The 14,364-nt window shown below is 66.4% G+C and carries 13 protein-coding genes and 1 pseudogene; 6 read left to right on the top strand and 8 right to left on the bottom strand.

All coding sequences use genetic code 11. From position 1 onward, the window contains the following. Positions 1–195: 195 nt before the first annotated feature. From ACLFQI_RS00160 to ftsY, 7 genes are all read right to left on the bottom strand, one after another. Positions 196–2,217 (bottom strand): sodium-translocating pyrophosphatase, encoded by a 2,022-nt coding sequence (locus tag ACLFQI_RS00160; protein ID WP_410756769.1) that lies wholly within the window; start codon positions 2,215–2,217, stop codon positions 196–198. A gap of 117 nt (positions 2,218–2,334) precedes the next feature. After that, positions 2,335–3,120: a hypothetical protein gene (locus ACLFQI_RS00155; protein ID WP_410756768.1), complete on the bottom strand. Its 786-nt coding sequence runs from the start codon at positions 3,118–3,120 to the stop codon at positions 2,335–2,337. A 99-nt stretch (positions 3,121–3,219) separates the two neighbouring features. After that, the gene (locus tag ACLFQI_RS00150; RefSeq protein ID WP_410756767.1) at positions 3,220–4,764 is read right to left on the bottom strand and encodes a hypothetical protein; all 1,545 of its coding nucleotides are present in this window, start codon (positions 4,762–4,764) and stop codon (positions 3,220–3,222) included. A gap of 183 nt (positions 4,765–4,947) precedes the next feature. Next, positions 4,948–5,796, bottom strand: coding sequence for an RNA polymerase sigma factor RpoH (rpoH, locus tag ACLFQI_RS00145; protein WP_410756766.1), 849 nt, complete (start codon positions 5,794–5,796; stop codon positions 4,948–4,950). 205 nt (positions 5,797–6,001) lie between these two features. Further along, positions 6,002–6,982, bottom strand: coding sequence for a permease-like cell division protein FtsX (gene ftsX / locus ACLFQI_RS00140; protein ID WP_410756765.1), 981 nt, complete (start codon positions 6,980–6,982; stop codon positions 6,002–6,004). Then, complete coding sequence (gene ftsE / locus ACLFQI_RS00135; protein ID WP_410756764.1) at positions 6,983–7,651, bottom strand: cell division ATP-binding protein FtsE; 669 nt, start codon at positions 7,649–7,651, stop codon at positions 6,983–6,985. Then, positions 7,648–8,796, bottom strand: coding sequence for a signal recognition particle-docking protein FtsY (gene ftsY, locus ACLFQI_RS00130; RefSeq protein ID WP_410756763.1), 1,149 nt, complete (start codon positions 8,794–8,796; stop codon positions 7,648–7,650). The genes ftsE and ftsY overlap by 4 nt, the downstream gene beginning before the upstream one ends. 136 nt (positions 8,797–8,932) lie before the next feature. Between ftsY and ACLFQI_RS00125 the strand changes: the two genes are divergently transcribed. The 6 genes and pseudogenes from ACLFQI_RS00125 to ACLFQI_RS00100 all read left to right on the top strand — a co-directional run. Further along, entirely contained in the window at positions 8,933–10,342 is a 1,410-nt protein-coding gene (locus tag ACLFQI_RS00125) for a M16 family metallopeptidase (RefSeq protein WP_410756762.1), read from the top strand. After that, positions 10,332–11,774, top strand: a complete 1,443-nt coding sequence (locus tag ACLFQI_RS00120) for a M16 family metallopeptidase (protein ID WP_410756761.1) — start codon at positions 10,332–10,334, stop codon at positions 11,772–11,774. The genes ACLFQI_RS00125 and ACLFQI_RS00120 overlap by 11 nt, the downstream gene beginning before the upstream one ends. 10 nt (positions 11,775–11,784) lie before the next feature. Then, positions 11,785–12,360 carry a 16S rRNA (guanine(966)-N(2))-methyltransferase RsmD gene (rsmD, locus tag ACLFQI_RS00115; RefSeq protein ID WP_410756760.1) on the top strand — a complete coding sequence of 192 codons (576 nt, stop codon included), beginning with the start codon at positions 11,785–11,787 and terminating at the stop codon, positions 12,358–12,360. A gap of 71 nt (positions 12,361–12,431) precedes the next feature. Next, positions 12,432–12,908: a pantetheine-phosphate adenylyltransferase gene (coaD, locus tag ACLFQI_RS00110; RefSeq protein ID WP_410756759.1), complete on the top strand. Its 477-nt coding sequence runs from the start codon at positions 12,432–12,434 to the stop codon at positions 12,906–12,908. A gap of 84 nt (positions 12,909–12,992) precedes the next feature. Continuing rightward, positions 12,993–13,247: a YfhL family 4Fe-4S dicluster ferredoxin gene (locus tag ACLFQI_RS00105; RefSeq protein ID WP_200247696.1), complete on the top strand. Its 255-nt coding sequence runs from the start codon at positions 12,993–12,995 to the stop codon at positions 13,245–13,247. Positions 13,248–13,337: 90 nt separating this feature from the next. Continuing rightward, positions 13,338–13,796, top strand: a pseudogene (locus ACLFQI_RS00100) (gamma-glutamyltransferase); the annotation flags it as partial. Between the two features lie 45 nt (positions 13,797–13,841). On the opposite strand, the gene smpB reads toward ACLFQI_RS00100, so the two are convergent. Then, positions 13,842–14,321: an SsrA-binding protein SmpB gene (gene smpB / locus ACLFQI_RS00095; protein ID WP_410756758.1), complete on the bottom strand. Its 480-nt coding sequence runs from the start codon at positions 14,319–14,321 to the stop codon at positions 13,842–13,844. Between the last annotated feature and the right edge of the window lie 43 nt (positions 14,322–14,364).

Here is a 14,364-nt window from a genome sequence, read left to right as displayed (position 1 = left end):
TCTGCGGCAGTAGTCTGCGGCCATCGCCCGATCCTCGCCGGGCAAGCGCGCGCGAGGCCGACCATGAATAAATGAAACCGACGCCGGTTGCCCGGTGTCGGCGTATGCCTGTGCGATTGTCCATTGGCTGCTTCCCGAGGAGGGCTGGACAGTGGCTCTCGCATCGGGAAGCAGTCGAACGACGTGGTCGATGGATCAGCCCAGCAGGCTGTTACCGAGCAGCGGCGCGATCACCAGGCTGACGATGGCCATGACGTTGATGAGGATGTTCATCGACGGGCCGGAGGTGTCCTTGAACGGGTCGCCGACGGTATCGCCGACCACGGTCGCCTTGTGGGTATCGGAACCCTTGCCGCCGTGATGGCCCTTCTCGACGAACTTCTTGGCGTTATCCCAAGCACCGCCGGCGTTGGCCATGGTCAGCGCCAGCAGCACGCAGCCGAGCAGGGCGCCGCCGAGCATACCGCCGAGCGCCGCCGGGCCGAGGATGAAACCGACCGCCCAGGGCGCGGCGATGGCGATGACGCCGGGCAGCACCATCTTCTTCAATGCCGCCGTGGTGGCGATATCCACGCAGCGCGCGGTATCCGGCTCGGCGGTGCCCTCCAGCAGGCCGGCGATCTCGCGGAACTGGCGGCGGATCTCGTTGATCATCGCGAATGCCGCCTCGCCGACCGCGGTCATGGTGATGGCAGCGATGGCGAAGGGCAGGATGCCGCCGATGAACAGTCCGATGATCACCATCGGATCGCTCAGCAGCAGCTCGAAGTCCGGCACATGCTGCGACACGCTCTCGATGTAGGCGGTGATGATGGCCAGTGCCGCCAGTGCCGCCGCGCCGATCGCAAAGCCCTTGCCGATGGCGGCGGTGGTGTTGCCGAGTTCGTCGAGGGAATCGGTGATGCGGCGCGTCTCGACGCCCAAGCCCGCCATCTCGGCGATACCGCCGGCGTTGTCGGCGACCGGACCATAGGCATCGATGGCCATGGTGATGCCGACGGTGGCCAGCATGCCGACAGCGGCGATGCCGACGCCATAGAGGCCGACCAGGGCGTTGGAGACGAAGATAATGACGCAGATGGTCAGCAACGGCACGATCACCGAGCGCATGCCGACCGCGAAACCGGTGATGATGACCGTGGCCGCGCCGGTCTCGCCGGCCAGTGCGATGCTGGCGACCGGCTTGGACGAGGTGTAGTACTCGGTGACCAGGCCGATGACGATGCCACCGAGGGCGCCGACCAGGACCGCGCCCCAGACGGCCGCGCTGACACCGGTGCCGACGATCACGAAGTAGGCTGCGACGATGAACAGGATGCTGGCGCCGATGGTGCCGATGCGCAGCGCCCGCTCCGGGGTCTGGCTGGAGAAGAGCCGCACCAGGACGATGCCGACGATCGAGCACAGCAGGCCCGCTGAAGATAGGGCCAGCGGCAAGAACATGAGCGCCTGGCGCTCGCCGAGCGGATCCATGATATCCACTGCCAGGGTCGAGGCGATGGCGATGGTGGCGATCATGGCGCCGCAGTAGGACTCGAAGATGTCCGAGCCCATGCCGGCGACGTCACCGACATTGTCGCCCACGTTATCGGCGATGACGCCAGGGTTGCGCGGGTCATCCTCGGGAATCCCCGCTTCCACCTTACCGACCAGGTCGGCGCCGACATCGGCGCTCTTGGTGAAGATGCCGCCGCCGACGCGCGAGAACAGCGCCACGCTCGAGGCGCCCATGCCGAAGCCGTGGATGGCGTGCGCCGTCTCCGGGTCGCCACCGAACAGCAGGTAGAGGGTACCGAGGCCGAGCAGACCCAGCGAGGCCACCGCCAGCCCCATGATCGAGCCGCCGAAGAAGGCCACCGTGAGCGCCTCGGCCGGCCCTTTGGTATGCGCCGCGACAGTGGTGCGGACATTGGCTTGGGTCGCGGTGCTCATGCCGATGAAACCGGCGAGCGCCGAGGTGAAGGCGCCCACGACGAAGGCGAGCGTCGTCTTCCAGCCCAGGAAGAGGAATAGGACCACCACGAGCACGGCGGCGAACAGGCCGAGCACCGTGTATTCCCGGCGCATGAAGACCATGGCGCCGAGATGGATGGCGTCGCCGATGGCGGCGACCGTCGACTCGCCCTTCGGATAGGCCTTGACGACGCGAAAGATCAGATAGGCCGCCAACAGGCCGAAGATACCTAGGATGATGGGGATGAGAGCATTCAGGCTCATGGTATTCAGATGACTCTCCTTCTCGCTCGAATCGTTGTCGTTGTCATGTTCAGCGGGTCGAGCCGCTGACGCGGCGGTGGCCTGGAGCAGCCCGCGTCCACCGCGAGGGCGATACCGTCACATGGCGCGCCAGAAGCGATAATGGGTCGCCTCGATCTCATCCAGCGTTGGCATCGGGAAGAAACGGGTCGCCTCTTGCGAGGCGAACATGAAACCGTGGCGAATGACCTTGTAGGGAATGGTGTCGAAGGCGCTGTCGAGACGCAGCCCCTTGGTCAGCTTGCTCGGCTCGGCGCGCAGCTCCATGATGGCGGCGCGCAGATTCGAGGGATGCAAACCGGGGATCGGCGGGTGCATGGTCGGGCGCTCCTCGAATTCCTCGAGGAAGTGCTCGATATCCAGGTCGACCTGGGTGTAGAACTGTTTCGGCGCGCCCTTGGGGAAGTCCGGATCGGTGATGTACTTGCCAAAGGCGGGAAAATCGAGCCGTGACATCACCAGCATGCGCAGCGGCGCGATATTGGCGTAGATGCGCAGGAAGCCGGCCTCGTGGGTCTTGTCGTAAGGCGCCGGCGCGAGTCCGAGGGTATAGCCTTCCGGCGTGCTCAGGAAGAGGCGCTGAATGGCCTCGAGATCGATGTGCTCGAGCACCCGGTAGGTGGAGATGAACTTGGTCGCCTTCGGCCGGCCGTCCGGGTGTGGCTGCAAGGCCGCGAGCGCGTCGTCGATCTTGAAATAGGGGTGGCGGTAATCGAGATCGATCTCCGCGAATACCACCTTGCCAGCGTAATAACGCACCGAGCCTGCGGTGTAATGCTTGGCGAAGGCCTCCGGATCGAGTTGTGACGCGACCAGCGCCGGGTTCGGGGCCAAGATCTGATAAAGATGGCTGTCGTATGGCATACGCGACTCCCCCTTGGTTATCCGCCTGCCATCTGCCAAAGGCAGGTCGGTTCGGGAAAGCGCTGGATTATGCCGGTTTTCCCGCCCTGGGGACAGCCCCTAACGCACCCGCGCGACCGGCATCATGTCGACATCGCAGGCGCCGCCGACGGTGATCCGTCGCTCGCGGCCACTGTCGTCGCACGAGGCGCCGCGATCCTCGACGCGGCAGTTGATGGCCAGCGGCTGGCCGACATTGAGCCAACTCGGCGTGCGCCGGTAGCGGCCGATGCGGGAAAAGCGGCAGCCGCTGGAGACGCCATAAGGCGTGCAGCCGCGACCGCCGCTCAAGCGGACCTTACGCGCGTCGACGATGAAGCCGGGGTAGTTGTCCTCGATGCGCACGGCATCGATCAGCCCCTTTTGCTCGAAGCGAAACTCCTCGAACCGATAACCGCTGCCGATCCGGTCCCCGACCTGGATGCGCTGGTTCGCGAGCAAGACGTGATCGGCGCCCTTGTTGGCGACAGCGCCGGACAGGTACTCGATCCGATCATACTGCGGAAAGCATTTACCCATCGCCGGCGGATGGTAGTAATGGCGTAGCTCGGTCAGCGCATCCAGCGGGGTGCCCGGGAATACCGTCGCCAGCGCCGGCGTGCCGCCGTAGAGGATGGTCTCGGCAGCGCCGACGCTCTGCGCGTACATGGCCTGGATACGCTCGTAATGCTCGTGCTGGGCGAGGTCGGTGCGCAGATAACAGGAGGTGAGCCCGGAGATCTGGGTCAGGTAGGCATCCCAGATATTGTATTGCGAGACATCGGAGGCGATGCCCTGGAAATCGCCTGGAAATCGGCAGCCCTGACGTTGCAGGCATTGACCGACGCCGCGGTTACGGATCGAGAGCACCACCACATTGCGCTCACAGGCGCCGTAGGCCGAGCAACCACGATCGAGATGCCCCTCATAGATGGCCGTGCGCAGGCTGTAATCGAGGTGTTTGGCGCGGGCCAGCGCGGTGTGGTCCCAGCGCCCCTGGTGCCTGTCGATGAAGCGGTCCCAGGCCAGCGCGAGTCGCGCCCGCCGCCCGAGCAGGGCGGCGTCGACCGAGGCGCACTCGGGCGAGTTGTGGAAGACGCGCACGATCTTATCCAGCTGGCTGTGCCCCTGCCGCTCGGCGACGGCCGCATCGCCCTGGCCGGGCGGAGCAAAGAAGGGCGGCTTGCGCAGGATATAGAGGTCGCGCACATTGAGCACATGGCGCACGGAATCGTCGCAATGGTGGTTCTCGACCCGGAGCGATTCGCGCTCGGCAAAGGCCCGCTCGAAGCGCGTCCTGGCACGCTCGCCCTTGTCCTCGGCCGGGTTGACGACGACCTCGAAGCCCACGTAAGGGGTGCCTTCGGCATCGGTGAGCGCGCGGCCGTCGCGAACCACCAGACAGGGGATGACGGCGGTTCCCTGCGGCAGGCGACCGACCGCTCGGCCTGGGCCATTGGGGCCGATCTCGTAGTACGGGATCTCCAGCGGGCCGTTGAACTTGTAGAGCGTCATCAATGGGGTTGCCGGGACTGTCGCGGCGGCTGCCAGCGGCGTGACGAGGAGGCCGCAGGCGAGGAGGCCCACCGCGATACGCGCCTGGGCGCGCGCGAAGGCAAGGATCATAGAGGTCATCGGTGGGCGCTCGCGATGGAACCGTCGATCAGGAGACTGTGTGGTCGTTGTCACGCGCGCCTGGTGCCGTGCGCTCTTGCAGGGGGCGGTCCTCGCCTGGCAGCGTCGTTGTCACGCGCGTGGCCGGACTGGGGGCTGGCGCTCGCCGATGCGCCAGCCCGAGCCTTGGCGTCGTCAGAGTTCGAGCTGCACGCGCAGCTTGTTCATCGCGTTCTTCTCGATCTGCCGGATGCGCTCGGCCGAGACATTGAACTGCTGGGCCAGCTCATGCAGCGTTTGCTTGCGCTCGTTCAGCCAACGCTCGCGCAGGATCGTTTTGCTGCGCTCGTCGAGCTGCTCAAGGGCGGCGAACAGGCGCTCGCGTTGCCAGCCATCGTTGTCCTCGCGCTCGAGTGCGGCGGCCGGCTCCATGCGGGTGTCCGGCAGATAGGTCGAGGGCGCCGAGGGGGCTTCGTCATCATCGTCGTCGTGACCATCGAACGACATATCATGATTCGAGAGCCGCGATTCCATCTCCAGCACGGTCTCGGGCTTGACGCCGAGATCGGCGGCGACATCGTCGACCTCTTGCTTGGTGAACCAGCCCAGGCGCTTCTTGGAGCTGCGCAGGTTGAAGAACAGCTTGCGCTGCGCCTTGGTGGTGGCGACCTTCACGATGCGCCAGTTGCGCAGAATATACTCGTGGATCTCGGCGCGAATCCAGTGGACCGCGAAGGAGACCAGCCGCACGCCGACGTCCGGCTCGAAGCGTCGCACCGCCTTCATCAGTCCCACCGTGCCCTCCTGGATCAGATCCGGCAGGGGCAGTCCGTAGCCGAGATAGCCACGCGCGATGCGGATGACGAAGCGAAGGTGCGACAGCACCAGTCGCCGCGCCGCCATCATGTCCCCGTCGTCGCGCAGGCGGACGGCGAGGGAACGCTCCTCCTCGGCGGTGAGGACGGGAATCTGATAGGCGCTCGAGATATAGGTGTCGATGTTGCCAGTCGATAAGGTTCCAATAGCTGCGATGTCGTTGCTCATGATGACATACCCTAGTGTTTTACTCAGGATTGATGCTAGCAGCGTTTGCGACGTTTGACAATAGTCGCGACAGGGTTTTTGTGCGGGTTTTGAACGGAAAGTTCCTGTGGCAAAGGGTAGACAACCCGGCATATCGATGCGATCCAGCGAGCATCGTCTTCGCCGGCTTTGATGGCATCTTGGGCGACAAGTTCGCGTGCCTGCTTCAGCGCTCGTCATCGATATCAAGATGGCGGCCGACGGCGATCCAGCTGCCGAGGATGCCGAGCAGCGCGCTACCGGCGAGCAGGAGGGCGGCGTCGGCGAGACCGAGCCCCCGCAACGCGAACCCACGCTGGTAAAGATTGGCCAGGGAGGCGGCTTGGTCGGCGAGCAGCCAGACCATCAGGTTGACCAAGAGCCAGGCGAGGAGACCGCCGAGGAGCCCATACCAGGCCCCACTATAGAGGAAGCGGCGGCGGACGAAACCGTTGGTGGCGCCCACCAGGCCCATGATGTGGATCTCGTCGCGGCGGTTCTCGATCTCGAGCCGGATGGTATTGCCGATCACCAGCAGCACGCCGAGGCCAAGCAGCAACGCGAGCAGGGCGACGCCGGCGCGGAGCAGGCCCAGGATGGCCTGGAAGCGTTGCGCCCATTGCGCATCCTCGCGCAGGAAGGCGACCTCGGGCAGGGCCTCGATGGTGGCGAGGAAGGGCGCCAAGCGCGCGGGCTCCAGCGCCGAGGGGCGCAGTTGGAGTTCGAGCACCACCGGCAGGGGATTCTCGTCGAGCTGATCCAAGGCGCCGCCGAGGCCGCTATAGGCACGAAACTCGGCCAGTCCATCGGCGCGGCTGATCAGCGTCACCGCCTCGACCTGCGGGCGCTGCGCGATGCGCTCGCTCAGCCGCGCGCCTTCGGCCTCGTCGAGATCTTGGCGCAGGAACACCGACACTGCGGCGCTGCGCCGCCAGTCGCCGCCAAGCGTCTTGAGGTTGTCGAGCGCCACCACCAGCGCGGTCGGCAAGGCCAAGGCAATGGCGACCGCAGCGACCGTCATCAGCGTGGCCAACGGCTGCCGGAGCAGCCGCCGCAGGGTCTCGAGCGCGGTCTCTCGATGGTGTTCGAGCCAGGCCGAGAGACGCCGACGAGGCCGGCCGGGGTTACGAGCCTGGCGGCGATTCACGGGAAAGCGGCGTCTCGCCATCTACCAGTTCCCCGAGTCGGCGACCAGTCGACCTTGGTGCAGCCGCAGGATGCGGTGCGCCATGCGGCTGACCCGCGCCTGATCGTGGGTGGCGATGAGCAAGGTGACGCCGACCTCATGGAAGCGCTCGAACAGGGTATAGATCTCGCTCGACAGATCCGGATCGAGATTGCCGGTGGGCTCGTCGGCGAGGATGATCGGCGGCCGCGCGACCACCGCGCGGGCGATGCCGACGCGCTGCTGCTCGCCGGCGGAGAGCGCGATCGGCTGCGCGCGCTCGAGGGCGAGCAGACCGACTTGATCGAGCGCCGCGCGCACGCGCCGACCGACCTCGCGCTTGGACAGGCCGGCCACCACCAGCGGCAGGGCGACATTGTCGTAGACCGTGCGATCGTTCAGCAGCCGGTGATCCTGGAAGATCATGCCGAGGCCGCGGCGATGGTCGGGGATGCGCCGCCGCGGCAGATCCGCGAGCGAGCGGCCATCGACGAGGATGCGGCCGCGGCTCGGGCGTTCGAGCAGGCCGATCAGTTTCAGCAGGGTACTCTTGCCGGCGCCCGAGTGGCCGGTCAAGAAGACCATCTCGCCGGCGGCGAGTTCGAGACTCAGATCCTTGAGGGCGTCGCCGCGCTGCGGATAGCGCTTGTTGACGTGCTCGAACCGGATCACGGACTCAGTAGGGCATTCAGGAAGGCCTCGGCCTCGAACGGCCGCAGGTCCTCGACCTGTTCGCCGACGCCGATGAAGCGGAATGGCACTTGCAGGCGCTCGGCGATGGCGAAGATGATGCCGCCCTTGGCGGTGCCGTCGAGCTTGGTCAGGGTGATGCCGGTCAGCGGCAGGGTGTCGTTGAACTGCAGGGCCTGCTGCAGCGCGTTCTGCCCGGCGGTGGCGTCGACCACCAGCATCACCTCGTGCGGCGCGTCGGCATCGAGCTTCTTGAGCACGCGGGCGATCTTGCGCAGTTCCTCCATCAGGTTCGATTTGGTATGCAGGCGTCCGGCGGTATCAGCGATCAGCACATCGATGCCGCGTGCGGTCGCGGCCTGGAGCGCGTCGTAGATCACCGAGGCCGGATCGGCGCCGGTGTGCTGCGCGATCACCGGCACCTGATTGCGCTCGCCCCAGGCCTGCAGCTGTTCGACAGCGGCGGCGCGAAAGGTGTCGCCGGCCGCGAGCATGACGCTGTTGCCCTCGTCCTTGAGCTGGCGCGCGAGCTTGCCGATGGTGGTGGTCTTGCCGGCGCCATTGACACCGACCATCAGGATCACCTGCGGCCGGCCCGGCGCCGGCTGTCGCACCGGCGCTTGGTTGGCGACCAGGAGACTGGCCAGCTCGCGGCGCAGCGCGGCGAGGAAGGTGTCCGGCTCCAGTGCCTCGCGGCGTTTTACGCGATAGGCCAGATCGTCGATGATGCGGCGCGTGGCCGGCATGCCGACATCGGCCGCCAACAAGAGCATCTCAAGCTCTTCGAGCAGATCGTCGTCGATCTCGGTGCGGCCGGAGACCAGGTCGCCAATGTCGGCGTTGAGCACCGCGCGCGTGCGCGCGAGGCCGGCCTTGAGTCCAGCGAAGAGGCGCCGCTGCTGGGCCGCCTCTTCCTCGCGTTGGGTCGCGGCGCGGGCGATCGCCTCGCCGAGGCGTCCCTGTCCGGGCGTCGCGTCGGGTGGCCTGTCCGCGCCCGCTGGCTCCGGGACTGGCTGCGCGAGCGGCGCTCTACTCGACTGCGGGTCGTCGCCCGCGTCCTTGGGCGCGTCCTTGGGCGCGTCCTGGGTGTCGGCCTGGCGCTGTTGTTTCTTTCCGAATCCGAACATGGGTGGTCTCTGGGTCCTCGGTCGATACGATGTCGCGGCCAGCGCTGCTAGGCAGGCGACCGGTGCATTGTAACAATGCACCGTTGTCGCCATTTACCGGCCAGTTTAGATTGATGCGATGGACAAAATCCCGATGATGAGACATTCCGTCCTCATGCTGCTGGCGGCGATCCTCGTCGCCCCCGCGCTCGGCGCCGCTCGGGCCGATGATGCAGCCGCCGGCGCGCGCCCCGAGGTGCACGAGCGGGTGTTAGACAATGGGCTCAAGATTCTCGTGAAACGCGACGATCGCGCGCCGATCGTCACCTCTCAGGTCTGGTACAAGGTCGGCTCCAGTTACGAGCACGACGGCGTGACCGGCGTCTCGCATGCCCTCGAGCACATGATGTTCAAGGGCACGGAACGGCTCGCGCCCGGCGAGTTCTCGCGCATCATCGCCGAAAATGGCGGCGATGAGAACGCCTTTACCGGCCGTGACTATACCGCCTATTTCCAGACCCTGGCCGCAGATCGCCTCGAGATCGCCTTCGAGCTCGAGGCGGATCGGATGCGCAACCTGACCTTGGCCGCCGATGAATTCGTCAAGGAGATCGAGGTGGTGAAGGAGGAGCGCCGCCTGCGCACCGATGATGATCCGGAGGCGCTGACCTTCGAGCACTTCAACGCCACCGCCTATGCCGCCTCCCCCTATCGTCACCCGATCATCGGCTGGCAGAGCGATCTCGAGGTCATGGACGTCGAGACCCTGCGCGATTGGTATCGCATGTGGTACGCGCCGAACAACGCGACCCTGGTGGTCGTCGGCGCCGTCGAGCCGGAGGCGGTCTTTGCGCTGGCCGAGGACTCTTTCGGCGCCCTCGAGCCGGGCCCGGCGCTGCGGCCACGCCCGCGCGAGGAGCCCAGGCAACGGGGCGAGAAGCGGCTGGTGGTGGCGGCGCCGGCCAATGAGCCCTACCTATTGATGGGCTGGAAGACGCCGGCACTGAGCGATGCCGAGCAGTCATGGGAGCCCTATGCGCTGGAGATGCTGGCCTCGGTGCTGGATGCGGGCTCGAGTTCGCGCTTCAGCCGCGAACTGGTGCGCGGCGAGCGGCTGGCTGCCGCAGTCGGGGCCAGCTACAACGCCTTCACGCGTCTCCCGGGGATGCTGCTGATCGATGCCACGCCGGCCACCGGCACCTCGCTCGACACCCTGGAGCAGGCGATCCTCGCCCAGCTCGAGCGGTTGCGGGCCGAACCGGTGAGCGAGCAGGAGCTCGCGCGTATCCGCAGTCAGCTGATCGCCGATAAGGTCTACGAGCGCGACAGCGTGTTCTATCAGGCCATGTTGCTCGGACAGTACGAGACCGTCGGGCTTGGTTGGGAACTCGTCGAGCAAACGGTCGAGCGGCTGTCGGCGATCACTCCAGCGCAGATCCAGGCGGTAGCGCGGCGCTATCTGACGGACGCGAACCGCACTGTCGCCGTGCTCGATCCGCAGCCATTGGATGACCACAAGACCGCGAGCGCGACGACGAAGACCGCAGGAGGCCGCCATGTACAATAGACCTCGGCAATTCCGGGTGACCACGCACCTGCTGAACAAGTGGGCCGTCGGGCCGAGCATGCTGCTCGCGCTTGGCATGCTCGTGATCCAGAATGCGCAGGCGGGGCCGGAGATTCAGCGCTGGTGGACACCGACCGGGGCCAAGGTGCTGTTCGTCTCCGCGCCAGAGCTGCCGATGGTCGATGTGCGGGTGGTCTTCGATGCCGGCAGCGCCCGCGATGGCGAACGGCCCGGGCTCGCATCGTTGACCGCAGCGATGCTGAGCGAGGGCGCGGGCGACCTGGACGCCGATGCCATCGCCGAGCGTATCGAGGCGGTGGGGGCCGAACTCGGCGCCGGCGTGGATCGCGATACCAGCTTCGTCCGGCTGCGCTCGCTGACCGAGTCCGAGGCGCTGGAGACCGCTCTTGACACGCTGATCAAGGTGCTCGCCGAACCGCGCTTCGACGCCAGCGAGTTCGAGCGGGTGCGGCGCAACCGCTTGACCGGGTTGCGCCTGGACGAGCAGGACCCAGGCAGCGTCGGACGCAAGGCATTGTATCGGGCGATCTTCGGCGACCATCCCTATGCCTCGGACCCGAGCGGGACCGCCGCGAGCGTCGCTGCCTTGACCGTCGATGACCTGCGTGCCTTCCACCAGCGCTATTACGGCGCGGCGAACGCGACCGTTGCTCTCGTCGGGGCGCTCGATCGCGCCCAAGCCGAGACCCTCGCCACGCGTCTCACGGCCGCGCTTCCCGACGCCGAGCCCCCGCCATCCTTGCCGCCCGTGCCCGCACGCGAAGAGGGTGAGGTAGAACGGATCGGATTCCCCTCCAGCCAAACCCATCTCTACCTTGGCCAGCCCGGCATGCGGCGCGGCGATCCCGACTACTTCGCGCTCTACCTCGGCAATCACATCCTCGGGGGCGGCGGGCTGGTCTCCCTGTTCATGGAGGAGGTGCGCGAGAAGCGTGGGCTTGCCTATAGCGTGTATAGCTACTTCATGCCCTTGGCGCGGACGGGTCCGCTGATCATGGGGCTGCAAACCCAGAACGCGCAAGCCGAGGGCGCGCGGCAAGTGCTACTGGATACGCTGACGCGATTCGTCGAACAGGGGCCGACCGAGGAGGCGTTGCAGGCGGCGATCAAGAACATCACCGGCGGCTTCCCGCTGCGCATCGCCGGCAACAGCAAGATCGTCCGGTATCTGGCGGTCATCGGATTCTACGATCTCCCGCTCGACTACCTCGACAGCTTCCCGGAGCGCATCCGCGCCCTCAGCGCCGAGCAGGTTCGGGACGCGTTTCGCCGCCGGGTCGATCCCGAACGCTTGGCGGTGGTGATGGTCGGCGACATCCCCGGGACCGACGCCAGCGTCGAGGTCGATGTCGGGGCGGAGGCCGAGGCACGGGCGCATCGGCCCGGCGCGGACACGGGTGGCCAGGACTGAGCCTGGGCGTTTGCGCCTCATCGGTGGCCGCTGGCGCGGCCGGCGGCTACCGGTCCTGGCGCAGCCGGGGCTGCGGCCGACGAGCGATCGCATTCGCGAAACCCTGTTCAACTGGTTGGCGCCGAGCATCGAGGGTTGCCGTGTCCTAGACTGCTTCGCCGGCAGTGGCGCCCTGGGGCTGGAGGCGGCCTCGCGCGGTGCCGGGTCGGTGACCATGATCGAGCGCAACGCGGCCGTGGCCGACCGGCTCAAGGCCAATGTGCGTGAGCTCGGCGCCGATCAGGTGAGCGTCTATCGTGCCGACGTGCTGGCATGGCTCGCGCGCGCGTCGCTGGTGCCGGTCGATTGTTGTTTCCTGGACCCCCCCTTTGGCGCCGGCCTGCTCGCGCCCGCGCTGCAGCGACTGGACGCGGGCGGTTGGCTGACGGTGGGCGCGCTGGTCTACATCGAGACCGATCGGGCGACGCCGCTGCCGCAGGTGCCCGGGCATTGGCGGTGGCTTCGGGAGAAGCAGGCGGGACAGGTGCGCTATGCGTTGGCACGGGTCGGTCCCGAAGGGGCCTGCGGGCGCGCGCCTGACGGATGATCGGGCCGGTTTGGCCGGTCATGATTTGTTATGCTTCGCGGCCCCGACCCACCTCACCAAGGGCACAGAGCTTGCGTAGCGTCGTCTATCCGGGGTCTTTCGACCCGATGACCAATGGCCATAGCGATCTCATCGATCGCGCCTCGCGGTTGTTCGACCGCGTGATCGTGGCGGTGGCGCGCGACAGCGCCAAGCACCCGACCTTTTCTGCGGAGGAACGGGTTGCGCTGGCGCGAACCATCTGCGAGGCGATGGAGAATGTCGAGGTCGTGCCCTTCTCTGGCCTGCTGGTGGATTTTGCGCGCTCGATGCAGGTCCATGTGATCATGCGCGGCCTGCGCGCGGTCTCCGACTTCGAGTACGAGTTCCAGCTTGCCGGCATGAACCGGCGCATGGCGCCAGAGATCGAAACCCTGTTTCTGACCCCGGCGGAGCAATATGCCTATATCTCGTCGTCGCTGGTCAAGCAGATCGCGCGTCTGGGGGGCGACGTCTCGGGGTTCGTCGATGCCAGCGTGCATGCTGCATTGCGGCAAAGGTTTGGATAAACTTTGCGCCATCCCAATGTCCCCAGCCAACGGACGCTGGTAATCTCCGCAGGCTTTATTTCTGACATCTATAGGAGTCCAACCATGGCGCTTATCATCACCGACGAATGCATCAACTGCGATGTCTGCGAGCCCGAGTGCCCGAATGGCGCCATCTCGCAAGGTGACGAGATCTACGTCATCGAGCCGGATCTGTGCACCGAATGCGTCGGTCACTACGAGACCTCGCAGTGTGTCGAGGTCTGCCCGGTCGACTGCATCATCGTCGATCCGGACCACAAGGAGACCGAGGAAGAACTGCGCGCCAAGTATGAGCGCATCACGGGTGAGTCGAGCTGACCCAAGAGGCCGTCCATGTTCTGCTTGCCGATGATTGCCAGGCACTGGCTCTCAGCTCGGCAAGTCGTTGATGGACGCCTTCTAGGCTGGATGCCAACCCACGCCAAGGCTCCCGACGGGGGCCTTTTTTGCGCCGCGCGCAACCGCTTGCTGCTGCTGGCGGCGTTGCTGCCGCTCTGGTTGCTGCCGGTCTGGACCCCAGCCGGCACGGGGCCGCTGACCGAATCGGTGGAGCCTCCGCGCCCGCCAGCGCAGGCGGTGGCGAGCGCGCATCCAGCGGCGACCGAGGCCGGGCTGGCCTTGCTGGAAGCCGGCGGCAATGCCTTTGATGCGGCGGTGGCGATCAGCGCGGTGCTGGCCGTGGTCGAGCCCTACGGCTCGGGGCTTGGCGGTGGCGGTTTTTGGCTGTTGCACCGCGCCGCCGACGGCCGGGATTGGATGATCGATGGTCGCGAGCGGGCCCCGCTCGCGGCGACCCGCGACCTCTATCTGGATGACAGCGGCGCCTTGATCCCGAAGGCCTCGCTGAATGGACCGCGTGGCATCGGCAAGGCCGAGGTGCGGGCGCTAGCGCCTTGACCTGCGCAGGCCGGTCTAGTGCTGCTTGAAGAGGCGCTCCTTTTCGCGCTGCCAGTCGCGCTCCTTGGCGTCGGCGCGCTTGTCGTGCAATTTCTTGCCCTTGGCCAGCCCGATCTCGAGCTTGGCGCGGCCGCGCTTCCAGTAGAGCGCCAGGGGCACGAGCGTGTAGCCGGCGCGCTCGGTCTGGCCGATCAGGCGGCTGAGTTCGGTGCGCTTTAAGAGCAGCTTGCGGGTGCGCGTCGGGTCCGGATCGACATGGGTCGAGGCCGATGGCAGCGGGGAGATATGACAGCCGATCAAAAAGCCCTCGCCATGCAGGATCTTGACGTAGGCCTCCTTGAGCTGGACGCGTCCGGCGCGCATGCTCTTGACCTCCCAGCCCTCGAGGACGAGGCCCGCCTCGTGGCGCTGTTCGACCTGATATTCGTGCTTGGCCTGCTTGTTCAGCGCGATGGTGCTGCTGGGGGTACTGGTTTTTTTCTTGCCTTTCGCCATCGCCACAGTCTAAGCCACTGGGCGCCGCGACGGAAACAACTTT

The organism is Halochromatium sp. (assembly GCF_046541315.1).
GTDB lineage: Bacteria > Pseudomonadota > Gammaproteobacteria > Chromatiales > Chromatiaceae > Lamprobacter.
The sequence above is the reverse complement of the archived record's forward strand: the minus strand, read 5'-3'. Positions and strand labels throughout refer to the sequence as shown.